The organism is Bacillus sp. ISL-45 (genome assembly GCF_018613195.1).
Taxonomy (GTDB): Bacteria; Bacillota; Bacilli; order Bacillales; family Cytobacillaceae; genus Mesobacillus.
In genome coordinates this window covers 190,376-213,131 of sequence record NZ_JAGGQQ010000001.1, presented here as the reverse complement: position 1 = coordinate 213,131, position 22,756 = coordinate 190,376, and the positions used below count along the sequence as shown (strand labels likewise).

The 22,756-nt window shown below is 45.8% G+C and carries 21 protein-coding genes and 1 other annotated feature; of the genes, 9 read left to right on the top strand and 12 right to left on the bottom strand.

All coding sequences use genetic code 11. The features are described from left to right. Positions 1–281: 281 nt before the first annotated feature. The 6 genes from J7E35_RS01080 to J7E35_RS01055 all read right to left on the bottom strand — a co-directional run bounded on the left by J7E35_RS01080 (position 282) and on the right by J7E35_RS01055 (position 8,370). Positions 282–1,406, bottom strand: coding sequence for a Ger(x)C family spore germination protein (locus J7E35_RS01080; RefSeq protein WP_214776356.1), 1,125 nt, complete (start codon positions 1,404–1,406; stop codon positions 282–284). Beyond that, entirely contained in the window at positions 1,387–2,514 is a 1,128-nt protein-coding gene (locus J7E35_RS01075; protein WP_214776355.1) for a GerAB/ArcD/ProY family transporter, read from the bottom strand. Before J7E35_RS01075 ends, J7E35_RS01080 begins: the two co-directional genes overlap by 20 nt. A gap of 15 nt (positions 2,515–2,529) precedes the next feature. Beyond that, positions 2,530–4,038, bottom strand: a complete 1,509-nt coding sequence (locus J7E35_RS01070; RefSeq protein WP_251040690.1) for a spore germination protein — start codon at positions 4,036–4,038, stop codon at positions 2,530–2,532. A gap of 118 nt (positions 4,039–4,156) precedes the next feature. After that, on the bottom strand, positions 4,157–5,494 hold the full coding sequence (locus tag J7E35_RS01065; RefSeq protein WP_214776354.1) for a sodium-dependent transporter: 1,338 nt from the start codon (positions 5,492–5,494) through the stop codon (positions 4,157–4,159). An 86-nt stretch (positions 5,495–5,580) separates the two neighbouring features. Next, positions 5,581–5,793: a binding site (T-box leader), on the bottom strand. A gap of 124 nt (positions 5,794–5,917) precedes the next feature. Beyond that, positions 5,918–6,301, bottom strand: coding sequence for a hypothetical protein (locus tag J7E35_RS01060; RefSeq protein ID WP_214776353.1), 384 nt, complete (start codon positions 6,299–6,301; stop codon positions 5,918–5,920). 41 nt (positions 6,302–6,342) lie between these two features. Continuing rightward, positions 6,343–8,370 (bottom strand): sigma 54-interacting transcriptional regulator, encoded by a 2,028-nt coding sequence (locus J7E35_RS01055; RefSeq protein WP_214776352.1) that lies wholly within the window; start codon positions 8,368–8,370, stop codon positions 6,343–6,345. Between the two features lie 192 nt (positions 8,371–8,562). On the opposite strand from J7E35_RS01055, the gene yfcC reads away from it, so the two are divergent. Both yfcC and iadA read left to right on the top strand, forming a co-directional pair. Further along, positions 8,563–10,059, top strand: a complete 1,497-nt coding sequence (gene yfcC / locus J7E35_RS01050) for a putative basic amino acid antiporter YfcC (RefSeq protein ID WP_214776351.1) — start codon at positions 8,563–8,565, stop codon at positions 10,057–10,059. Between the two features lie 30 nt (positions 10,060–10,089). After that, positions 10,090–11,259, top strand: a complete 1,170-nt coding sequence (gene iadA / locus J7E35_RS01045) for a beta-aspartyl-peptidase (RefSeq protein ID WP_214776350.1) — start codon at positions 10,090–10,092, stop codon at positions 11,257–11,259. A 289-nt stretch (positions 11,260–11,548) separates the two neighbouring features. Here iadA and chrA read toward each other — a convergent pair whose 3' ends face one another. Genes chrA through J7E35_RS01025 form a run of 4 tightly spaced genes read right to left on the bottom strand, consistent with a single transcriptional unit; the run spans position 11,549 to position 14,550 of the window. Further along, positions 11,549–12,742 carry a chromate efflux transporter gene (gene chrA, locus J7E35_RS01040; RefSeq protein WP_214776349.1) on the bottom strand — a complete coding sequence of 398 codons (1,194 nt, stop codon included), beginning with the start codon at positions 12,740–12,742 and terminating at the stop codon, positions 11,549–11,551. Beyond that, positions 12,739–13,533, bottom strand: a complete 795-nt coding sequence (locus J7E35_RS01035) for an ABC transporter permease (RefSeq protein ID WP_214776348.1) — start codon at positions 13,531–13,533, stop codon at positions 12,739–12,741. The genes chrA and J7E35_RS01035 overlap by 4 nt, the downstream gene beginning before the upstream one ends. Before the next feature lie 37 nt (positions 13,534–13,570). Then, positions 13,571–14,206, bottom strand: coding sequence for an ABC transporter ATP-binding protein (locus J7E35_RS01030; protein WP_214776347.1), 636 nt, complete (start codon positions 14,204–14,206; stop codon positions 13,571–13,573). A 35-nt stretch (positions 14,207–14,241) separates the two neighbouring features. After that, positions 14,242–14,550, bottom strand: a complete 309-nt coding sequence (locus tag J7E35_RS01025) for a PadR family transcriptional regulator (RefSeq protein ID WP_214776346.1) — start codon at positions 14,548–14,550, stop codon at positions 14,242–14,244. Positions 14,551–14,819: 269 nt separating this feature from the next. Between J7E35_RS01025 and J7E35_RS01020 the strand changes: the two genes are divergently transcribed. Beyond that, on the top strand, positions 14,820–15,875 hold the full coding sequence (locus J7E35_RS01020; RefSeq protein WP_214776345.1) for a YncE family protein: 1,056 nt from the start codon (positions 14,820–14,822) through the stop codon (positions 15,873–15,875). A 100-nt stretch (positions 15,876–15,975) separates the two neighbouring features. Next, entirely contained in the window at positions 15,976–16,602 is a 627-nt protein-coding gene (locus J7E35_RS01015; RefSeq protein WP_214776344.1) for an NAD(P)/FAD-dependent oxidoreductase, read from the top strand. Between the two features lie 60 nt (positions 16,603–16,662). On the opposite strand, the gene J7E35_RS01010 is transcribed toward J7E35_RS01015, so the two are convergent. Together J7E35_RS01010 and J7E35_RS01005 are read right to left on the bottom strand one after the other, a co-directional pair. Further along, the gene (locus tag J7E35_RS01010) at positions 16,663–16,827 is read right to left on the bottom strand and encodes a hypothetical protein (protein ID WP_214776343.1); all 165 of its coding nucleotides are present in this window, start codon (positions 16,825–16,827) and stop codon (positions 16,663–16,665) included. Positions 16,828–17,003: 176 nt separating this feature from the next. Next, entirely contained in the window at positions 17,004–18,530 is a 1,527-nt protein-coding gene (locus J7E35_RS01005) for a multicopper oxidase family protein (protein WP_353050321.1), read from the bottom strand. A 210-nt stretch (positions 18,531–18,740) separates the two neighbouring features. Between J7E35_RS01005 and J7E35_RS01000 the strand changes: the two genes are divergently transcribed. The 5 genes from J7E35_RS01000 (at position 18,741) to J7E35_RS00980 (ending at position 22,750) form a co-directional block, all read left to right on the top strand. Beyond that, positions 18,741–19,259, top strand: coding sequence for a hypothetical protein (locus J7E35_RS01000; protein ID WP_214776342.1), 519 nt, complete (start codon positions 18,741–18,743; stop codon positions 19,257–19,259). Positions 19,260–19,282: 23 nt separating this feature from the next. Continuing rightward, on the top strand, positions 19,283–20,167 hold the full coding sequence (locus tag J7E35_RS00995; protein WP_214776341.1) for a hypothetical protein: 885 nt from the start codon (positions 19,283–19,285) through the stop codon (positions 20,165–20,167). 106 nt (positions 20,168–20,273) lie between these two features. After that, positions 20,274–21,680 carry an MATE family efflux transporter gene (locus J7E35_RS00990; protein ID WP_214776396.1) on the top strand — a complete coding sequence of 469 codons (1,407 nt, stop codon included), beginning with the start codon at positions 20,274–20,276 and terminating at the stop codon, positions 21,678–21,680. A gap of 112 nt (positions 21,681–21,792) precedes the next feature. Further along, a complete protein-coding gene (locus J7E35_RS00985; protein WP_214776340.1) occupies positions 21,793–22,275 on the top strand; it encodes a hypothetical protein in 483 nt (160 codons plus the stop codon). Next, on the top strand, positions 22,262–22,750 hold the full coding sequence (locus J7E35_RS00980; RefSeq protein ID WP_214776339.1) for a hypothetical protein: 489 nt from the start codon (positions 22,262–22,264) through the stop codon (positions 22,748–22,750). The genes J7E35_RS00985 and J7E35_RS00980 overlap by 14 nt, the downstream gene beginning before the upstream one ends. The last annotated feature ends 6 nt before the right edge of the window (positions 22,751–22,756 follow it).

The window sequence follows — 22,756 nt, the reverse complement described above, 5'->3', positions numbered from 1 at the left end:
TTCAAAAGGACTGGCCTGGAATATTCTCAATGAAATTTCAGGGCCTGCCTTTCCGACTTCAAAGCCAACCAACTTTTGATGAAACATCACAACAAAGCGGGAGCCCCCACACACCGGGCTCCCGCTTTTTTTATTTCATAAAGATTGTTGTTAACGTGATAAAAAGCCATTTTCTAGTTCGAAATTAAGTGTGCAAGCTCTTTTCTCAATTTTGTAAAGGAACATGAGTCATCAATCCTATTTTGTAGTTATTAGCAACAAAGTTTGAGAAGAGAGCCTTTTTATTCCACGACTCCAGTCCTCATAATCTCAAACTCGATCTTCACATCGACTTTGCTTTCTGGATACATGCTATGCCACTTCTCAGGGGTCAAATTGGCCTGTCTGACACTTTTTCGATAGATCTCTCCAAACCCGAATGGATCTGCCCCTGATGCCCGTGCTTTTTTGATCAATTTTTCAATATCTGAGGTAATTTTTTCTTTTAGCTTGGTTTCGAGCAGCAAGAGCTCTTTGGGGTTTTTTAAGTCCAGTGCCTGGTTGATCTCGAGCAGTCTTGTTTGCAATTTAACTTTCAGTTCGTATTGGAGATTTTCCTTGCTGATCAGGTTGATGTCACTTTTGCTGTGAATTGTGTCAAGAACCACTGCCAGTTTGACGGGAGATTCAGTAGACTCTGGCAGATTGAAATCTTCCTTATCGATTTCAAGTTCAATCGCACCTGCTTTATAGCGGTCATTGACCAGCTTTAAATAAAAGGCTTCTTTTGGATTGATCTTACCGACCATCTTATCATTCTTGATCAGGGCCATGCCGGTGATTTTAACCATGCCCTTTTCAGCTTTTAAAGTGGGCAAGACTGGATCAATACCTGGTGCATAGTAATCATGCAATACTTCCTGCAGAGTGGAGGATGGAATTTTTTCACCTTTTATGTTTTGGTCGAGTTCCTTATAGATGAGCTGGCTGATATCGGAAAATTGTTCACTCCTATGGTTAAGGAGCTTATTTGTGTTCCCCTCGACTACCGCAAGATAGGTGAGATCACTGATCGAGGGATCGCGTGCGAGTGTATCTGCCAGATTGATAAGACCGGTACGGACAACTTCTTCACTGAAAAGTGCCACCCTCAGCTGCCCTGACTGCAGCCTTTTAGGACTTTTCAAATCTGCCTCATTTCTCGCCCCTTTACTTGTTGCCGATTTTGCCGTCAGGATGACAGAACTTTGCGGAGCCTCCGGGTCGATTTGGAGAAGCACCATTGTCGCCAGAATCTGCTGATCCTCTGTAAGATCATAGCCCACTGTTGTGAGCAAACCCATCTTTTCCAGTGTTTTCTGTTCTGCACAGCCAGAGAGGATAATTATAAGCAAGACTATCATAAGCTTATTCATTTTTTTGCACATTGGCCTCATCCTTTTTACGGAAAAATTTCTTTTTGATCAGGACAGCACTGAATAGAAATAATGGATAGGCAAAAACAATATAGAGGGCACCCTTTGCAAAATAGTCGTTCATCATATTGATTTGGACCCTTGTGAGCGGATAGAGCAGGGTCAGGTAAATTAGTAGAAGCAGAATCCAGCTGACCTTCTGTTCTTTTTCATTAAAAATCCTTGAAATTCCCCGAGTGGCTGCCCACATATAGAGCATCAGGTTTGGCAGGATCAGCAAGACCCAAAAAGTGATTGCCACGTATTCAAAGCGTTCGATAAAGGGAAAGCGGACAATTTTAAAAAGGGAAAGTGTACCCCAAATCGTACGTTCAAGCTGGCCGCCGCTGAAATAGGCCAGGGAGACAACCATGAGCACAAGGTACAGGATGGTCGTAAATCCAAGACCATATTGCATATATCTATGGACCTTGTCTTTTTCTTTTAAAAAGGGATAGATAACGTATATGATCTCAAAGCCGATGACCGTGAATGTCATTTGCTTTGCCCCTCTCAGCATTTCAGTTATTTTCGCTTCAAACATAGGAAATAAGTAATCCCAATTGGTAAATTGGAAGGGATAGGCGAGCAGCAGAATCAGCCACAGGGATAGTACGACGCTGAAGAAGCTGACACCGACAACTGTCCGAAGCCCGCCATTCAAGCCATAGTAAATAAGGTATACGAGAGTCAGAGCAATCAGCCAGTTCGGGACTTCAGGAAAAACCCATGCCTGCAGAACTTCGATATAATTCCGAACGATGACGTGGAAGCCTCCAAGAAAGTAGAGGACAAACAAGATATTGATCAAGTTACCGAGCCACTTTCCAAGTACATCATATTGGATTCCATATATATCTGAATTCTCATATACACTTAATGTTTTTATCATAATGAACCCTATGATTGCAGTGGCAACCCCGCTGAGAATGACGGAAATCCAGGCGTCATGCCTTGCTTCCATATAGATGATCCGCTGGAAGCCCTGGATCCCAACGCCCACCTGCATAGAATGGATCACGAAAATGAGCAAGAAGGTATTGACCATGTTTTGGGGTTTAGGCTCGATGAGAACTTTCATTTATAACACCACAACTTATTCTTTGGTTTTTCGTTTCTGATACTTCAATCTGTCCATTGGCCTAGTCTGCAGCGGTCTGTTGTTTGTCCATCCGATAGGCAGGCGTATGATACTGTCCCGCCAGTCTTCAAATCTTGGCGGATAAAAAGGCGCCAAAAACGGTGTTCCCAGGCTGGATAGGCGGAGAAGATGGATCAGCAGGAAGCAAAAGCCAACCATTAGTCCGTAAAATCCCCAAAACCCTGCCAGAATGATTAATGGAAAACGCAAGACTCTAATAACATTGCCCATCATATAATTTGGCGTTGTAAACGAGGCGAGCGCACTTACGGCGATGATGATGATCAGGATGTTGCTTGTGAATCCCGCCTCTACGGCAGCAGTTCCGACGACGATACCGCCAACGATACCCATTGTCTGGCCGACCTTCGTTGGCAGCCGGGCCCCCGCTTCCCTCAAGAGCTCAATCATGGTTTCCAGCAATAATGCCTCGATTATAGGCGGGAACGGTACGCGTGACCTTGACTCTCCAAGCGGAATCAGCAGTGTTTGCGGGATAATTTCATAGTGGAAGGTCAAGGCTGCCACGTAGATCGCCGTGAAAAAAATCGATACAACCATCGAGAACACCCTTAGGACTCTGAGAAAGCTCGCGATTTGCCATCTAACGCTTTCATCCTCCATACTCTGGAAAAACTCGATGAATGTTTGCGGTGCACCGATAACCTGTACACTGCCATCAACCAGGACCACCATTTTCCCATTCAACAGCCAGGCGCAGGCACGATCCGGTCTTTCTGTCAGCAGCAGCTGCGGAAAAATGGCAAATGAATTGTCTTCAATGAGCTGTACCAGAATTGAGCTGTCAAGGATCCCGTCAATGTCGATGGTTTTGATCCGCTCACGCATCCGTTCGATCATATCGTCGTCAGCAATCCCTTTTAAATAGAGAAGCGATATTGCTGATTTCGTTTGTTTCCCTAGAGTGAAGTTTTCATTGCATAGATTGGGATTGGTGAGAAATCTCCGAATCAGAGATATATTGGTTGCAAGACTCTCGTTAAAGGCGATTTGAGGCCCCAAAACCTGTGACTCATTTTCCGGCCGGGTCAAGGACCGGTTTTCCTGTGTGCCAACCATTGCACTGATGACGACAGGGTGGCCTGGCGAATGGACCACCACTGCTCCATGTAAAATTTTATCAATCACTTCTTCAACATATTTATGCTTGGCAGTACTTGAAACTGTAATATGCTTAAGGGCATCGTTCGGAAAAGCTTGAGCATCTTCGAGACGAAGCAGTACATCTTCATTCAGCATTTTCTTATCCGTCAATGTATCCAAGAAAATCAGTGTAAAGCCATTTTGGAGTTCCTTGATATTTAAATCCGCACTATCATGAAGGCATTCTCTCATTTTTTGGATGAAATCAGCCTTTTCTGCAGGGATTAATTCCTTTTCTTCGAGGTTTTTTTGATTCTTGCTGCTGTTGTCGGCTTCTGCTTTCTTTTTCTTGAAGAACATCAAAATCCCTCCAGTGCAATCATCTACTCAACAGGTTTTGCTTTAATGGGAAAAATTATACTGATGATAGTTTTTATGATTGCATGAAAAAAGAAGCTGACGTATTGTCAGCTTCCAATTATAAAACTCCTAGTGAATCAAGGAACACGATGATAATAACTAGAGGCACGACAAACCTCATCACATTGTACCAGAGAGTGAAGAGCCAGCTTCCGGCCTTCGATTGCTGCAGCAGCTCCTGGCGCAGTACTTCCTTTTTGATTTTAAGTGGGACGAATATCGAAATCAGCAGTACCCCGAGCGGCATCAGGATATTGCTTACAAGGAAATCAGCTGTGTCGAAGATGTTCTTCCCGAAAATCGTCGCTTCAGCCATCGTTCCGAATGAAAGGGCTGAAGGGATGCCAAGCAGGAAAATCAATCCGCCGGCTATCCAGGCAAATCTTGCACGCTTGCTCCGGTCGCCTTTCGCGAGGGTGGCAACGACGATCTCAAGCATTGAGAATGCCGAGGTAAGGGTTGCGAACAGGAATAATGCCAGGAACAGAAGCAGGAACAGTTCGCCGAAAACCATTTGTTCAAAGACGGCTGGCAGGACGACAAATAGCAGTCCCGGGCCTTCCGCTGGTTCGAATCCAAGCGAGAAAACTGCAGGGAAGATCGCCAGCCCGGCAAGCAGCGCGATAAAAAGATTCATCCCGACAACCGATAGTGCAGGCTGGACGATGCTGCCTTTTTTCGGCAGGTATGAGCTGTAGGTGACCATCACCGATACACCGACACTCAGGGAGAAGAACGATTGTCCCATCGCGAACAGGATGCTTTCCGAAGTGATGCTTGAAAAATCAGGAGCGAGGAAAAACTTCACCCCATCGAGCGCGTTATCAAGCGTCAGTGAACGGATGATCAGAATGATGAAAAGCAGGAACAAGGCTGGCATCAGGATTTTGCTTGCTTTTTCAATACCAGATTGCACTCCTTTAGCCACGACTATAATCGTGAACAACAAGAAGGCAGCCTGGGCTGTGAGCACACTCAAGGGACTGCTGATCGTCTGTCCGAACAATTCCCCATAATCAGCTCCCTCTTCGATTACTCCGCCAGCCAGTCCTTTTATAAAATAAAGGCTGATCCATCCGCCGACCACACTGTAGAAGCTCAGCAGCACAAAGCTGGTAACGACACCGAGTATCCCGATCAAATACCATTTGCTTTTCGGCGCGATTTCCAAGTAGGCGCGAATCGCTTCTTTACCGGTACTGCGGCCGATGACAAACTCCGCCAGCAATAAGGGCAGCCCGATGAATAACGAAAATAGAATGAACATCAGGAAAAATGCCCCGCCGCCGCTCACTCCCGTTACATATGGCAGTTTCCAGATCGCTCCGATGCCAATTGCCGAACCGGCAGCAGCCAGTATAAACCCGATTTTCGATGACCATTGTTCTTTCTCCATGTTGATTTCTCCCTTTTTCTCTCTATTTCAGCTGGATGATGGATGTCACGGCAAAATAAAAAGCCACGCCTCTATCCATCAATCTGGATAGGGACGTGGCTGAACACGCGGTACCACCCTATTTGGAAGCATGCTGCTTCCCGCTCAAGTTACTGGATAACGGCCAAACCCGTTCCTTTTTTTAAAAAAGGAAAAGCTCCAAGAACGAAATTCACCAGGACTTTGTATCAGTTTTCACCAACCACTGATTCTCTTTTAACAGGGAGACCGGCTTAATAGACTCTCTTCAACGCTTCAACTTATTAAAATACATTACTTGAAATTATAGTGTGATAATGAAAGAGTGTCAAGAAGAGATGAAAAAATGCTGATTCTTTCCCTATAGGCTATCAAATAAATGATGGGCCTATGAATAGCAAGTTCCTATTGAAAATAATTGATAAAAGCCCAGGCCATGGTGGTGAAGAAAACTGTGAATGCCGAAGTATACCAAAGCATAGCCCGGGAATTGTCTTTTTTAGCTAAAAGGTATTCCTTATAGCTCAGGTCCCCTTTGGCAAATTGCAGCCCCAGTTCATCCGGCTCCACAATAAATTGTTTTCCTGCTTTTGTTTGTAGGACGAGCTCCTTGATCAACGGAATAGTTTCAATGTCTTGAAACTCAGTTCTTAAGGATCCCTCCTGGTCACTTTCAAGAAAAGTGCCGCCGATAAACTCGACTCGCACAATGTTATATACGGAGCTTTCCTGTATTTTTTCGAAAAAATGATATGCCTGAAGCTCGATTGCATTGTTTGATACACACATATTTCCGCCACCTCGCCCATCACTTTACTGTTCATTATATGCTAAAAACTGTTCAGATGCTGTTCCAATTCCTCTAATCCTTTCTGGGTAATCATTGTTCCACTTCTGCCCCTGCGGACGATGACAAGGCCTTGTTGTTCGAGTTCTTTTAAACGCAGGCGGATTTGTTGTTCGGTAAGCGGATTGCTGGTTTGTGCCATCATAAGGCTAAGCTGTGGCCTGCCAGCGCTTTTTCCCGACGAGTTCAATTCTTTTATGAACTGAAGAAGCGTTCTGTACTCTTTGGCCTTCATGTACCCAGTCATTCCTGTTTCTACAGGCGGTTTCTTTTCCTGCTGGTCGACCGGGAGATCTTCTGTTGAAATGATTTCGCCTTCGGATACAGCGAGCATGTAAAGCAAAGTGTTTTTTAGCTCACGGATATTTCCTTTCCAGTCCATGGCTGTCAATTTCTTTATTGCTTCGCTCTCGATTTTTGCTTTGGGCTTATGGCTTTCATAGATAAACTGCTGTAACAATAAAGGGATATCTTCCTTGCGCTCCCTAAGAGGAGGCAAGCTGAGTGACAATACTTTCAAACGGTGGTAAAGGTCTTCGCGAAATTCGCCTCTTTCAATCATTTTCTTGAGATTCTTGTTTGTTGCCGCGATAATCCGCACATTGACAGGGATATTCCTAGTGCCGCCAATCCGCCGAATTTCCTGCTCCTGCAGAACACGCAAAAGCCTTGCTTGGAGCTTCATGCTGATATCTCCAATTTCATCAAGGAACAGTGTGCCGCCATCCGCCTGTTCGAATACCCCTTTTTTGCCTCCTTTTCTAGCGCCAGTAAATGAGCCTTCTTCGTAACCGAACAGTTCGCTTTCTAGCAAATCCTCAGGCAGTGCGTTGCAGTTGATCGCCAGGTATGGAGCATTCTTTCGGTTCGATACCATATGTATGGCACTTGAAAAAAGCTCTTTACCGGTACCGCTTTCCCCCTGGATCAGGATTGGCAGGTGGGTTCTGGCCAGCTTGCGGGCGATTTTCTTCGTCTCCTTGATTGCTTTGCTTTTACCGAGGATGTTTTCAAAAGTATGCTTTGCAACGTATCCTTTCTTCTGGAGCTCAAGCCTTACTGCTTTCTCCATCTCGATCGTTTCGTCCATGTTCTTGAATGTGGCCACAACCGTATTTTCCTGGTGAATGGGCATCCGGTGAACCATGACATTCGTTTTCCGAACCAGGAATGGGTAGGGTACCTCGTCTCTCGCTTCTTGGAGAAGGAAGTGAAGCAGATCGAGGTTCTGGAAAACCTCACTCACTTTTCTTTTCAAAGCCCTTTCTTTCGGGATGCCGGTGATTTTCTCCAGGACATCATTGAAAACCGTGATGCTGCCTGTGGAATCCAGGGCCAAGATGCCGTCATTGACACCATCCACTACATGTTTAAGATACTGGTTTAACTTGACTGCTTCCTCTTTGAGGAATGACAGCTTCTGGCTTAATTCAATGATCCTTCGCGTATATCTGTCGGCGACCTGAATGCCGAGCGCTTCAGGCAAGACAAGCCGGTCAACGATTTTCATGATTGTGTGAATATCGATCAGCCTGACGCCAAGATTGATTTTTGTTGTGATTGAATCGGGAATCAGCTCCATTTCCCCTGGGGTGACGGCAATGTCGATGGATTTGGGGTATTTTATCCCCGGAAAATACGGATGGTAATGTAAGTGATCAATCCCGAGCGCTTTTAAGGTATGGATGGAATCATTGACACTCTCGGGAAAGTCATTAACATAGAGGACATTTGTGCCCGCGGGAAGGCTGAACAGCCTGTCGATAAACTGGTGGTTAATGGTCCTGTTCGCGATAATGACCTCGCAGTTTTCACCGATGACATGCTCCACTTCTTCCTCGATCAGATAGGATGAATAAATGACAATCTTATCAGAAATCCTTTTCGGCAAGGATTTTTCTGAGGAATAGCTCTGGATTGAAACATAATTTCCTAGTATGCTTTCAAGCTGTTCTTGAAGTGCAAGCCTTGTTTCTTTAGTTCCTGCTAAAAGAATAAGTTGTTTTTTCATATTTATTGGGTCCTTTTGGTTGTGTTTGGTTTGATTGTACCATTTAAGGCAACCATATAGAACCAATAAAATATCGCTGGATATCCTCAAAACGAGTATATACAAGGATTTAGTGGATTCTTAAATATTGGCACGAAAATTGCAAAAACTTATAATGAGCTATTTTTTATTATTATAAGGGGGGTTTAAGGGGTGGGAAATAAAGTATGGAAGGTTCCTCACACATTTGTTATTGTGTTTTTCGTCGTGCTTCTGGCAGCGGTGGTCACTTACCTGGTGCCGGTGGGCCAGTTCGAAACGAAGGAAATCACCTATAGTGATAATGGTGAGGAAAAAACGAAGACTGTATTGGATCCTGAGAGTTTTCAGATTGTTAAAGATGAACAGGGAAATCCTGTCCATAAAGGTACAGATTTGTTTGAAGCAGGCGGAGAAGCGGGCTTCCTGAACTTTGTCTTTGAAGGTTTGGTTTCCGGTGATAAATGGGGCTCTGCCGTTGGCGTTGTCGCCTTTATTTTGATCATTGGCGGAGCGTTTGGCATCATCATGAGAACGAGGGCGATCGAGGAAGGAATCCTGAATGTCATCGACAAGACAAAGGGCAGGGAAGTCCTGATTATCCCGATCATGTTCTTTTTATTTTCGCTTGGCGGTGCTGTTTTCGGAATGGGGGAAGAAGCGATCGCATTTGCGATGATCCTCGTCCCGCTGATGGTGGCGCTTGGATATGACGCGCTTACAGGCGTGATGATTACTTACGTAGCTACACAGATTGGGTTCGCGACTTCATGGATGAATCCATTCGGCGTCGCAATCGCACAAGGGATTTCCGGTGTGCCTGTTTTGTCCGAGTCACCGTTCCGCATGGCGATGTGGGCTGTATTCACACTGCTCGGGATAGTCTATACATGGCGTTATGCGGCAAGCATCAAGAAGAACCCGGCAAGATCGCTTACCTATAAAAGCGACGACTATTTCCGCAAGGATATGAAGAATCACGATTTGAATGTGAAATTCACGTTGGGCCACAGCCTTGTGATTTTGACCATTGTGGCTGGTATCGCCTGGATTGTCTGGGGAGTTATTGAGCACGCTTACTATATTCCAGAAATCGCTTCACAGTTTTTCACTATTGGACTTGTGGCCGGAATCATTGGTGTCATCTTTAAATTGAACAATATGAAGGTCAATGATATTGCTGATGGATTCATTGACGGAGCGAAGGACTTATTGCCAGCGGCCCTCGTCGTCGGCATGGCGAAAGGAATCGTCATCATCCTTGGCGGTGACAGCCCGGATGCACCGTCCGTGCTTAACACGATGCTTTATGGCGCAGGCCAGGCAATCGGCGATCTGCCGGCATCGGTATCCGCGGTGTTTATGTATTTGTTCCAATCTGTTTTCAACTTCTTCGTAGTTTCGGGATCTGGCCAGGCGGCATTGACAATGCCTTTAATGGCTCCGCTTGCGGATATCGCCGGGGTATCCCGCCAGGTTGCTGTCCTTGCTTTCCAGCTTGGTGACGGCTTGACAAACATCATCGTGCCGACTTCAGCTGCATTAATTGGTACGCTGGGGGCAGCGAGGATTGACTGGGGAGTTTGGGCAAAATTCATTGGCAAATTCATGCTTCTGTTAGTAGCTGTATCAATCATATTTATTATCATTGCGGTATCCATTGGTTTATAATGGGCAAAAAGATTGCAGGAGGGGACCCTAGTGCTGACGTTAATCAAGAACGGAGACATTTACGCACCAGATTACCTGGGAAAGAAAGATATATTGCTTGTTGATCGTAAAATTGGATTTATCCAGGATGAGATTGAGGTTCCTGATGGGTTTGTGGAAGTACAGGTTATTGACGCAACTGGCAAAAAAATTGTTCCCGGATTCATTGATTCTCATGTCCACCTGATTGGGGGAGGCGGGGAAGGCGGGTTCCGCACAAGGACGCCGGAAATCCAGCTGACACAGGCAACGACCGCGGGCATCACGACCCTGGTCGGTGTGCTCGGCACCGACGGGACGACCCGGACGATGCCAGACCTGATTGCCAAGGCCCGAGCACTTGAGGAAGAAGGAATTACCACCTATGTCCAGACAGGTTCCTATCAGGTCCCGGTCAAAACGCTGACCGGAAAAATCGAAGACGATATCATTTTAATCGATAAAATCATCGGCGCCGGGGAAATCGCAATTGCCGACCATCGCTCATCGCAGCCGACTTCTGAAGAATTGGCGAAGATCGCTTCGGCTGCCAGGATTGGCGGGATGCTAGCCGGAAAGGCTGGGATCGTCAATGTCCATGTCGGTGACAGCTTTGATCACTTGAAGCTGATAGAGGAAGTTGTCGAGAATACCGATATCCCCATCAGGCAGTTTTATCCGACCCACATCAACCGCAACCCGCATCTGTTCGAAGCAGGGATTGAATATGCGAAGAAAGGCGGCTGGGTTGATTTTACAACAAGTTCGATTCCAAAGTTCCTTGAAGAAGGCGAGGTAAAGTGCAGCGCTGCGCTGAAACGCATGCTTGATGCAGGGGTAGAGATCGGACAAATCACCTTCACCTCTGACGGACAGGCGAGCCTGCCTGATTTTGATGAAAATGGTGAATTGATCGGTTTGCAGATTGGCCAGGTTTCCTCATTGTACGAGGCGGTGAAGGATGCGGTTTTATCTGAGGGCATCCCGCTTGAAGTCGCCATCCGTGTCATCACCGCAAATCCGGCCGCAGTTTTGAAGCTTTCGCAAAAAGGCAGGATTGAGGCTGGAAGAGAGGCAGATCTAGTACTGCTTGATGACAATCTAGAGATTGACACTGTCATTGCGATGGGGAAAGTCATGGTGGAGAGTGGGCGTCCAGTTGTAAAAGGGACATTTGAATAGACTTGTTAAACTCCTGGCCGCTGCTGCGTAGGTCAGGAGTTTTTACATTTTATGGTTGAAGGAAAGATTAATAGGCTTTTTTGGGAGATTAGGATTCCTTTTTGGGAGATTATGATTCCTTTTTGGGAGAATAATGCATTTGATTGAGAGATTATCTGCATTCTTCGGGAGATTATTGCCATTCTTCGGGAGATTAATCCGAAAGTTGCTGTTTGCCACACTGAAAACAGCAAAAAACCGGGAAGTTCGCACCCCCCAGTTTCTCTTTTTCAAAAATAAGGCAAGAAAATCAAAAAATCATCGATAAAATCAATCCGCCAACCGCTCCGGTAACAACGACAATCCACGGAGCAAGCTTCCAGTATACGAGCATGCTGAACAGCACAGCCGCGAACACAAAGTCAATTGGCTCGAGAATTGAACTCGTCCAGATTGGGTGGTAGAACGCGGCAATCAGGATTCCTACAACTGCTGCGTTAACGCCCATCAATGCACGGCTGATTTTGCTATTTCTCCTTAAAGCGTCCCAGAATGGCAGAGTACCGAGGATCAGCAGGAATGCCGGCAAAAAGATCGCGGCTGTCGCGAGCAATCCGCCCTGCCAGCCGTTAATCATCGCGCCGATATAGGCAGCGAATGTGAACAATGGACCTGGAACAGCCTGGGCAGCGCCGTAACCAGCAAGGAAGGCTTCCTCGCTCAGCCAGCCTGTCGGCACAAATTCGCGTTCAAGCAAGGGCAGGACAACGTGGCCGCCGCCAAACACGAGCGATCCCGAACGGTAAAAGCTGTCGAACATCGCGATCCAGTTCAATGAAGTCGCTTCACGTAAAATCGGCAGGAGGATCAGCAAGCCGAAAAACAGGGCAAGACTGATGTAGCCCACACTTTTGGAGATTGAAAAAGTCATCCTGTCATCCTCTGCGGCATGATGGGACCTGAATAAAACGTATCCTAAAATGCCAGCGACGATAATGACGCCGATTTGCGTGAACGCGGTTTGCCAGAGCAGCGTTGCAGCAAGCGCAAATAATGCAATCGTCTTACGCGGCAGGTCGGGAGTCAGTTTCTGCGCCATACCGAGGATCGCGTGGGCAACGACGGCAACGGCGACAATTTTCAAACCGTGAATCCAGCCTGCATCGGCAATATCAAACCCTTGTAAAATAATCGCAAAAATAATCAGTGCCAAAACCGAAGGGAGCGTGAATCCCAGGAAGGCGAACAGGCCTCCTAGCAGTCCGCCGCGCATCAAGCCAACGCCAATACCGACCTGGCTGCTTGCGGGCCCGGGCAGGAACTGGCACAATGCCACCAAATCGGCATAGCTTTTTTCATCCATCCACTTTCTGCGGCGGACATACTCTTCATGGAAGTAGCCGAGGTGGGCGACAGGCCCGCCGAATGATGTCAGGCCGAGCCTAGTGGAAACCATCAAAATTTCCAGCAGTGACTGGAAAGAAACACTTCTCTTTTCTGTCATTTCTTTTTCTCCTTCATAACTAATTGTAATCTTTCATTGAAAAACGATTTATAGGCCAGCTGCAAATAAAGAATTACCGTCAGTGACACGCTCCCGACAATCCCGAGCATGATGGCAATCTGGTATTCTACGGCCACGATTGGCGACGTTCCGGACAGGATCTGCCCTGTCATCATCCCCGGCAGGAAAATGATTCCCATGCCGACCATTGAGTTTATCGTCGGAAGCATCGCGGCATCAAAAGCCTGGTTGACCACCTTTTTGGCAGCATGCTTAGGGGTTGCCCCGAGCATGAGCGCAGCTTCAATCTGTGCTTTATGGGCGTCGAACCCTGACATCAGATTGTTCACCCCAAGCGAGATGCCTGTCATAGAGTTGCCGATGATCATTCCGGCAATCGGGATGAAATAGCGCGGTTCATACCATGGAGTGACGTTAAGGACAACGAGAATGAAAAAGAACAGACTCGTCAGGATGCCGATTGCCATCGCGATAGCAATATGCTTTTTCATTGCCCCGCCGAGTGGGTGCTTCGTCCGTTTGTAAACATTATAAATCGCAAAAATCTGCATGATGGCAATGATCAGCAAGGTATAAAACGGACTCGGGTTATCAAACAGGTAGACGAGCAAATAACCGACGAGAATAAGCTGCAGCGACATCCTGGCAGTCGCCAGCAGGATTTCTTTTTCACGGGGAATCCCGCGGACCCTGACAATCACGATCAAAATCAGGATGAAGATATAAGCAGCAGCGAGCTGCCATAATGCCAGATCCATGACACTTTCCATCAGCTTTCCCGCCTTTCAAAGGATACGCTAGAAACCATCAGCGGACCTTGCCTGTGATGGAATAGCGTGACATGTCAATCGTATTATCGGTGACAAGCTGTGCGAGTTCCTTGAAATGGGTGATCATGATGACCGTTTTAGCATGCTGTTTGGCATATTCATGGAACCTCATCAGCACGTTTTTTGCCGTTTCCTCATCCAGCGCAGAGGTCGGCTCGTCCAGCAAAAAGACTTCGGGATCAAGCAGCATCGCCCGTGCCCAGGAAAGCCGCTGCTTCTCGCCTCCGGAAAGGTGATCCGCATCTTCGTCAAGACGTTTATCAAGCATGAACAGTTCAAGCATTTCTTCCATTTCCTTTACACCGGCCGGCTCTTTTTCGGAAAAAGAAAGGCCAATCTGCAGGTTGTCTTCCATGCTTCCTTCAAAAATGACTGGAGCTTGTGCAACCATGACGACGGATCTCCTGAGTTGAAGGGGGTCCATGGTGCTGATGGATTTATTTTTGAAAAGAATTTCTCCATGATCCGGGCTTGACAGATTGTTCAATAATCTCAACAGCGTCGATTTTCCGCTGCCGCTTGGTCCGATAATGCAGGTGAATTGATTGTCCGGAATGGCCAACTCATTGATATGGAGTATTCCGTCCACTTTTACATCCTTTAGTTCAAACAAACTGCTCCCTCCCAGGAATCTCGCTTCAAGCTGACTTAATCCTTGATTTCCCTGAACAATTCATAAGCCTTTTTCCGGGCTTCATCGAGCACGTTATTGCCTTTATCTGTTGTCCGGTAGTATTTCCGGATTTTCCCTTCAACATTTCTCTCTTCTTTTAAAAGTAGACCGTCCGACTCCATTGTGTGGAGGAGCGGATATAGGGTGCCTGCGCTCAATGTGTAGCCATGCTCCTTGAGCTCCTCCAGCATCCATAGCCCAAAAATCGGCTCTTCCTTCGCATGATGCAAAATATGAATCTGGATGAATCCAAGAAAAAGTTTCCTGAGGACTTTATCCTCCATAAAAATTCCTTCTTTCATTGATATCGAAATCCAATAACGAAACCCGATATCATTATAACTTATCAGGAAATATAATCAACTAATTTACCAATAGCCTTTCCCTAATGAAGACAAAAAGTAAATTTTACATCAGAGATTTGCAGATTTTATCGATTTCAAAAAGTTGTAAAACCTTTCATCGAAATACTTAATTTTGTGATGAAGTTAACATTTCCAATGGGATTAGAGGGATTATCATGACGGTAGATTCCCATAAAGGAGGGCTCAAGATGAGTCGTTTAAATGTAAAAATTATCAGTGCAATGGTTTCTATTGGCATAGTGTTGACGGGGTGCGGTTCGGATGCCGCTACTAAGGTTGAGGAGAAGCCTGCAGTAAAGGCGGCCAAACAGGAACAAATTATAGAAAAGTATTATTTTACCGCAAATGAGGGCGGGACAATCAGCAAGATTAATGTAAAAGACAATAAAGTGGCTGAAACCATCCAGGCTGACGGAGTGGTTCACAATATCCAGCTGTCGCCTGACGGCAAAGTGGTTGCCGCCACTCTGGTTCCAGAGATGGAGGGCGGCCATGGCGGTCATGGTGAGGAGCCGGGAAAAGTATTATTCTATGATGCCTATACGAATGAACTTTTGAAAGAAGTGGAGGTAGGTAATCATCCTGCGCATGTTGTGTATTCCGGGGAAGGGAAATACGTACTCGTTACGAATAACGAAGACGACACAGTATCGGTCATTGACGCTTCAACCTATGAAATTTTAAAAACGATTCCAACAGGAAATGGCCCCCATGGATTCAGGATCTCGGCTGACAGCACATTTGCCTATATCGCCAATATGGGTGAGGATACAGTAAGTGCAATTAATCTGGAAACATTCGAGGAACAAAGAATTAAAATAGGCAATACACCTGTGACAACAGGTGTGACCAAGGACGGGAAGACCCTGGCGGTGACCCTTTTCTCAGAAAACGCACTGGCTGTAGTGGATCTGGAAACGAAGCGGGTGGCCAAGGTAGAAGTTGGTACAGGTCCGGCACAGGTCTATATAGGGCCGGACGGCAAATATGCATATGTCGCCAATCAGGGCACAGAGGAATCACCTTCAAATTCAATGACAATAGTCGATCTTGAGACGAAGGCGATTGTCGATGAAATAACGACAGGGAATGGGGCACATGGTGTAACTGTAAGCAGTGACGGGAAATTCGCCTATGTAACCAATATGTTTGAGAACACCGTCAGCATTATTGATCTTGGCAGCAAGAAAGTAGAAACAATTGACGTCGGTGAAATCCCTAATGGAATCACGATAATGGACTGACAACATCGTCCATTTAAAAAAATCCACACATTCTCCATTTTTTCACGGTATGATGGAAATAAATTTATTCCATAAAACGGTGAAGGAGGATTGAAGGTAATTGGAAGCAACAGAAAAAACAATCAAGCTGGCCGTTAACGGCGGCATAAATTTTGGAGCAAAGCTGAATGCCAAACAACTGATCGTCCTGGCAAAATACCTGGAAGACGATCAGGAGCTGGAGCTGACAACGTTTCAGCAGCTGTATATCGAAATTCCGGAAAGCAGAAAAGATGAAGCAATCGCAGAATTTGAACTGGCGGGACTCAGCTGCTATCCGGTCGGAAGCTTCGTGAAAAGCCTGCGCACCTGCAATTTTTGCAAAGGAGCTGAGGAGGAAGGGATGCCGGTCGCAATCGAACTCAACAATAGGATTGTCGGAAAAGCTGTTCCTTTTACCCTGAAACCAGCCTATACGGGCTGCCCGGTTGGCTGCGGTGAACCGCTGATCTATGACATCGGGATTATGAAAATTAACGATGGCTACAATCTCTATGCGGGCGGAAAATCAAAGGGCCAGGACGCTGCAGCTGGAACCCTTTTATTCGAACAGCTGACACCTGATGAACTTTATCAAAAGGTAGACAGATTGATCGAAATCTATAGTGAGCAAGGAAGAAAACGCGAGCAAATGTACAAATTCATCAAGCGGATCGGAAAAGAACAGCTCATGGAGCAATTGAGTTAGCAAGAATAAAGCAGCAACTTAAGTAAATAGGGCTGCTGGCAATTCCTTGCTCCATTATTGCTAAAAAGCCCATTGTGTTTCAACCGTAGTTAAATTGGCTGCAACCGTCGATAAAAAAGCTCCAACCGTTGATAAAATAGTTCCAACCGTAAATAAATGGATTCCAACCGTAAATAAATGGATTCCAACCGTAAATAAATGAATCCTAACCGTAAATAAGTTCATTCCAGCTGACTATAAGTTATAAAGCTGATTGATCTGTAAAAAATCTACTTATTTCACTAAAGAATTGGTGGAAGAAACCTCATTAGATTGTAAGCCTCAAGAAACCAGCATAAGTCTCCCGGGCTTATGCTATTTTTTTTCGCAAAAAAGCCCCGGTAAAAACCGGAGCTCAACATTTATTCTACATTAAACTGTCCCATCATCCCGGCATCTTCATGTTCGAGGATATGACAGTGGTACATGAACAGTCCTTTATGGTCGAAGGTGGCGATGGCCCTCACTTTTTCGCCTGGCTCGACCAAAATCGTATCCTTCCAGCCGCGTTCGTTGGCAGGCGGGGGATTGCCGTCCCGGTCAAGAATCAGGAATTGGGTGCCGTGTCCGTGGAAGGGGTGGGCCATTCCCATGTTATTCCCCATCATTCCCATTCCCTCGTTTGAAATTTCCCAGATCTCGGTGTCATGAAGTTTCAGCTGTTCGTCAATCCGGTCCATATCCATTTGTTTGCCATTGATGGTGACATTTCGGCCCATTCCTGACATGACAAACTCCCTCGTCCTCGAGGCCATTGATTCATCGGCGTCCGGAATGTCAACTAGTTGGGAAGGGATTTCTTTTGGCCCTTTTTCCTCCCCGGTCACAACAAATTTCATGAAGGACATACCTTGATCCGTCAGTTCAACACTTTCGCCCTCTTCATACTCGGAAAAATCGACGATTAATTCGGCCCGCTCCGCCGAACTCAACACTAGGCTATTCATCTTTACCGGTTCTTCCAAAAGTCCGCCATCTGTACCAATCTGGTAAAATTCCTGCCCATTGCTCAGTGCGAATTGGTAGATCCGCGCATTCGATCCATTCAGCAGCCGGAAGCGCACCTTGCCTTTTGGTACCTCTACATAGGGGTTGATGGCTCCATTGACCATGATCGTGTCCCCCTGAAGGCCCATCATCACATCGTGCATACTTAAATCATACTCAAACTGGCCATTTTCATCGAGCTGCTTATCCTGGACTATGAGCGGAATATCATTCACGCCATATTCGTCAGGCAGATCAAGCTTCTCACTTTCCTCATCATCGATTAAAAATAACCCGGCAAGTCCCTTGTACACATGTTCACCTGTTTTATGGAGCAGGTGAGGGTGGTACCATAATGTGGCTGCGTTTTGTTCGATGGTGAATTCCGGATTCCACGTGGTATCCGGCTTAATTCCGCTATGCGGCCCGCCGTCATCCTCGCCATCCACTTCGAGTCCATGCCAGTGAAGTGTTGTCGCTTCATCCAGCTCATTTTTCACCTTGACGGAGACATCGTCACCCTTCTTCACACGGATGACCGGTCCTAAATAATCCCCATTGTAGCCAAACGTGTCTGTTGCTTTACCTGCTAAAAATTCCACAGATCCTTTTTGGGAAACAAGAGTGAATTCTGCCTTGCCAGGGTCTGGATTCTCATCTTCAAGGATTGGCGGAATCGGCAGAGGTTTTTCTGCCTCTCCAAAAGAGTCATTCTTCATATCCTCAACCTCGCCTGAACCTCCGCCCATCATGCCGCCATTTCCCATACCTCCGCCGTTCATCATGCCGCCGCCCTGGCCGGGCATATTTCCGCCCATACCGCCCATGTTTCTCATGAAAAACCAGCCGCCGGCTATGACTAATACTAGAATGATGATTGCTGCTATGAGTACCTTTTTCACTTTTGCTCCTCCTTAGAAGTCCTGCTCGTCCTTATGATGCTTCATAATCTTTAATCTTATATATACCTCGTAAAGTATTTTATAAGCACCAAAATAGTATTGCAAACAATTAGGGCCCTTTCAGCTAAATATGCATTTTCTATGGAGTTTAGGCTTCCCTCAAGGTGGTAGTTGTAATTTGAGACAACGATTAAAAAGGAGGAAATTCATATGTTACTTCCAGCGTCTGATTTAGGGTTGATCACATCCCACTTACCCGCCCATGACGGCATGATCATGAAAGTAAAGCTTTTGGGAAAAGAAGCAAAGGATGAAAAATTAATAGAGTTGCTTAATAAAAAAGTTGGAATCATGAGAAGCCATGTGCGTATCATGATGGACATGCTTGATCCAGATGAAAGCGACTTTGAGAAGCTGCCTGATTTCGATGAAATCCCGCAAGATCAATTAGAAACAACAACGAGAGGAACCCAGAAAATGGACAGGCATATCGCCATGGAAATCAAGGCTTCAACAGAGGCAATGGCAAAAGATAATTTCGTGTCTGCATTAAAGATGAAGGATCCAAGAGTCAAGCAAACACATATCGAAATGGCTCTGCAGCAAGTGCAGCTGTTGAACATGATCACTGAGTTCCTTAAGGAAAATAAAGCGGACGTAACCCCGCTAGGCACACCGGAAGAACAAAAGAAAGTAGTGAATCATTTCAGCCATATGATGGAAGAATAACTTGCAAAACGGAGGTTGAGAAGATGAATCGTAAACCTGAACATGTCAGTGGCAATCAAAACAGCCATTCACAGCAAGACGGCTTACATGGAGACAGCAGCCAGGCCGGCGGTGCCATGCATGAGAATCATGGCCATCATCCGGAACAGGGTACGCAAGATTCCCACTCTGGTCATGGCGGCCACGAGGGACACGGCCAGCTTGCAGGGGAGAAGAAAGCAGCCGGAGTGCAGGTCGATTGGACCTCAAACCCTGTGACAGCTGAAACCAATAAGGAGACGGACATCCTCCTGGAAATCAAAGATACAGCAGGCCAGGCTATTGAGGGGTTCTCTGTAGTCCATGAAAAGGAAATGCACCTTCTGGCAATCAAAAAGGATTTATCTGTGTTCTTGCACCTTCATCCTGCATATCTCGGAAAGGGCAGGTTCCAGGTTAAGACGACCTTCCCCAAAGCAGGGAGATATAAGCTGTATGCAGACTTCCTGCCTGAAGGGGCGGATCAACAGCTGGCATCGCATGAGCTTGTCGTGACTGGAGCAGAATCCAATGAAGAGATTAACGCTGATAAGGTTCTGAAAAAGAGAGTAGATGATCTTGAAATCGAGCTTATCCTCCCTGAAGCTAAGGTTAATGAGCATCTAAAGTTGATTTTTGCACTCAGCGATGGGGATGGCAGCCCAATTACTGAACTCGAGCCTTATCTTGGCTCTGCGGGGCATGTGGTGATTGTCAGTGAGGATATGAATGAGTTCCTGCATGTCCATCCTGCCGATGAAAACACAAAAGGCCCAGAAGTTGAGTATATGACAAGTTTCCCTCGCAAAGGGTTGTACAAAATCTTGGGACAGTTCAAGTATAAAGGCAAACTCTATACCGCTCCTTTTGTCATAGAGGTCCAGAAGTAGGCCATGCTAAAAACAAATGCACACTGTCATAGTGTGCTTTTCTTTTAGTTCCAAGATAAGGAGGTTGGATGTGTTGAAAGATAAAGTCATTGAAGGGAATATCAGCATGCCGCAAACAGACAGAGGGCGGCTGAAAATCATTACTGTGCTGGCAATCCCGGCGGTTATCGAGAATTTTTTCCAGACGGTCCTCGGATTTGTTGACACGTACTTTGTTTCTAAAATTGGGCTGGCCGAAGTCTCTGCAGTAGGGGTAACCAATGCAGTCCTCGCTATTTATTTTGCCTTGTTCATGGCAATCGGGGTAGCGGCCAATGTCAGGATTGCGAACTTCCTGGGTGCGAACCTGCCGGAAAAAGCCCGGCATATTTCACAGCAATCGATCGTCCTTGCAGCGATTTTTGGTATTTTAACAGGAATCATAACGATGATATTTGCAGAGCCGCTGCTGAAGCTTATGGGCATAGAAGCGGAAGTGCTCGAGGCAGGAGCCCTTTATTTCAGGATTGTCGGAATTCCGTCCATTGTGATGAGTTTTATGTTTGTCTTAAGCGCCATCCTTCGCGGGGCAGGCGACACAAAATCTCCGATGAAGGTCAGTATTGTCATCAATATTATCAATGCTGTTTTGGATTACGTTCTCATCTTCGGGTTCTTGTTCATACCTGAAATGGGGATTGTCGGAGCCGCATTGGCCACGGTATTCTCACGGCTGATTGGCAGCATTGCGTTATTTTACTATGTGAATCGAACAGAAACGCTTACTTTCCGCAAGGATTACTGGAGCATTGACAAGACTCATTTGATGGAGCTGACAACCCTGGGAGCTCCAGCTGCAGGTGAGAGGCTGGTCATGCGCGCGGGGCAAATCGTTTATTTCGGTTTCGTCGTGGCCCTCGGGACTAATGCATTTGCCGCCCACCAGATTGCCGGGAATGTAGAGGTATTTTCTTATATGATCGGGTATGGATTTGCGACAGCGGCAACTATCCTCGTCGGGCAGCAAATCGGAGCGGGGAATCTTGAGGAGGCCAAGCATTATGCCAGATTATCGACTTATCTCACAGTCGGCTCGATGACTGTACTCGGTGCTCTGCTATTTTTCCTCGGCGACTGGGCCGGCAGCTTTTTTACCGAAGATCAGCAGGTTATCAACAATATCGGTACAGCACTGAAAATCTCAGGAGTTTTCCAGCCATTCCTAGCCGTACTGATGGTCCTGACAGGTGCCTTCCAGGGTGCGAACAACACCAAGTTCCCGATGTACCTGACAGGATTCGGGATGTGGGCTGTTCGGACCGTGCTAGTCTATCTTCTGGGAATCAAGCTGGGCTGGGGCCTTCCGGGCGTCTGGATCGCGATTGGCGCCGACATTGCTTTCCGTGCCATTGTCCTTGCTATCCAATTCAAGCGGGGGAAATGGATGGCACTCGAAAAAGCGCCAGATCCAGAATCACACTGCCACCCGCAAACCACAAAAGAAAACATGTCTGCCTGTGCAAACAACTATTAAACCTTAGGCATACAGCATCAAGCTGTATGCTTAGTTTTGTTTTTATGGATAGGAATTACTGCGTTTGGACAAAGCTAACAGGTAGAAACTAATTCTAATTAAGGATGTTTTTATGGCTCTTCCACTTTATCTTACAATTGCGATTCTGGTCATTCATAGTTTATTTTACATACGAAAACCACTTAACTTTCTGCGGAATTCGATTTTATATATGGTGACGATTTTTATTGCAACCAATTACCTGACATTGGTACGAATGAAATTTCATTTGATGGAGAAGTCTGGAGGGCATTGGGATTATCTTTCATTTTTGCTTTATCGAAACCTTTTTCTGCCTGCTGTTGTCATTATATTTATCAATTTTTACTTAAGGCAGGAATCCGGAAAAAATAAAATATTTCTTTATTTATTATTTACATTCATTTTAATCGGGTTTGACTGGCTGAATATCTCTTTCGGGATCCTCAAATATACCCACTGGAACCTGGGGTTCAGTGGCATTGTTGATGCATTTTATCTGTTAGTCGCCCTGGGGGTCATGAAAATGATTTTGCCTAATAATGTCCAGGAGAGTAACAACCATGAAGGTATATGAGCACGCTTTTAATGAAAATGAGTGGTTTATTATTGGCAGCCTTATTGGACTGCACGCTGCTGTCTGGCTTGCACCGAAAATTTTCAGAAAGCTGGAGGCGATAGCCTTTTATTTCTTTGGAGTTAATACTGTCCTGTTCTTCGACCACACCATCAGTGTGAAGCCATGGGATTTTTACGATGTGAATGATGATTCTTCCTATCAATTCATTGATTTTTTGAGTTATATATCGTATGGCCCCTACAGTTATTTTTTTATTTATTTCTATGTAAAATTGAGGATTTCCGGAAAAAGGACGGTTCTGTATATTGTATTATGGTCGGCCATATCAGTACTGATGGAATGGATCGGTCTCAAGCTTGGCATGATGCATTATGACAAAGGCTACGAAATGAAGTGGTCATTCCCAATCTATCTCTTTGTTCAGAGCATGCTGCTTGTTTTTTATCATCTTGTGAAAAAGAAGAAATCCTGACCCCAA

What these genes read in the sequence shown, in the direction of transcription:
- J7E35_RS00995 (WP_214776341.1), top strand. Translation starts at nt 19,283, where the DNA reads ATGAATCGTAAACCTGAACATGTCAGTGGCAATCAAAACAGCCATTCA.
- J7E35_RS01055 (WP_214776352.1), bottom strand. Translation starts at nt 8,370, where the DNA reads ATGAAAAAACAACTTATTCTTTTAGCAGGAACTAAAGAAACAAGGCTT.
- J7E35_RS00990 (WP_214776396.1), top strand. Translation starts at nt 20,274, where the DNA reads ATGCCGCAAACAGACAGAGGGCGGCTGAAAATCATTACTGTGCTGGCA.
- J7E35_RS01060 (WP_214776353.1), bottom strand. Translation starts at nt 6,301, where the DNA reads ATGTGTGTATCAAACAATGCAATCGAGCTTCAGGCATATCATTTTTTC.
- J7E35_RS01035 (WP_214776348.1), bottom strand. Translation starts at nt 13,533, where the DNA reads ATGGAAAGTGTCATGGATCTGGCATTATGGCAGCTCGCTGCTGCTTAT.
- J7E35_RS00985 (WP_214776340.1), top strand. Translation starts at nt 21,793, where the DNA reads ATGGCTCTTCCACTTTATCTTACAATTGCGATTCTGGTCATTCATAGT.
- J7E35_RS01065 (WP_214776354.1), bottom strand. Translation starts at nt 5,494, where the DNA reads ATGGAGAAAGAACAATGGTCATCGAAAATCGGGTTTATACTGGCTGCT.
- J7E35_RS01025 (WP_214776346.1), bottom strand. Translation starts at nt 14,550, where the DNA reads ATGGAGGATAAAGTCCTCAGGAAACTTTTTCTTGGATTCATCCAGATT.
- J7E35_RS01000 (WP_214776342.1), top strand. Translation starts at nt 18,741, where the DNA reads ATGTTACTTCCAGCGTCTGATTTAGGGTTGATCACATCCCACTTACCC.
- J7E35_RS01010 (WP_214776343.1), bottom strand. Translation starts at nt 16,827, where the DNA reads ATGAACTTATTTACGGTTAGGATTCATTTATTTACGGTTGGAATCCAT.
- J7E35_RS01070 (WP_251040690.1), bottom strand. Translation starts at nt 4,038, where the DNA reads ATGTTCTTCAAGAAAAAGAAAGCAGAAGCCGACAACAGCAGCAAGAAT.
- J7E35_RS01020 (WP_214776345.1), top strand. Translation starts at nt 14,820, where the DNA reads ATGAGTCGTTTAAATGTAAAAATTATCAGTGCAATGGTTTCTATTGGC.
- J7E35_RS01075 (WP_214776355.1), bottom strand. Translation starts at nt 2,514, where the DNA reads ATGAAAGTTCTCATCGAGCCTAAACCCCAAAACATGGTCAATACCTTC.
- J7E35_RS00980 (WP_214776339.1), top strand. Translation starts at nt 22,262, where the DNA reads ATGAAGGTATATGAGCACGCTTTTAATGAAAATGAGTGGTTTATTATT.
- chrA (WP_214776349.1), bottom strand. Translation starts at nt 12,742, where the DNA reads ATGACAGAAAAGAGAAGTGTTTCTTTCCAGTCACTGCTGGAAATTTTG.
- J7E35_RS01080 (WP_214776356.1), bottom strand. Translation starts at nt 1,406, where the DNA reads ATGTGCAAAAAAATGAATAAGCTTATGATAGTCTTGCTTATAATTATC.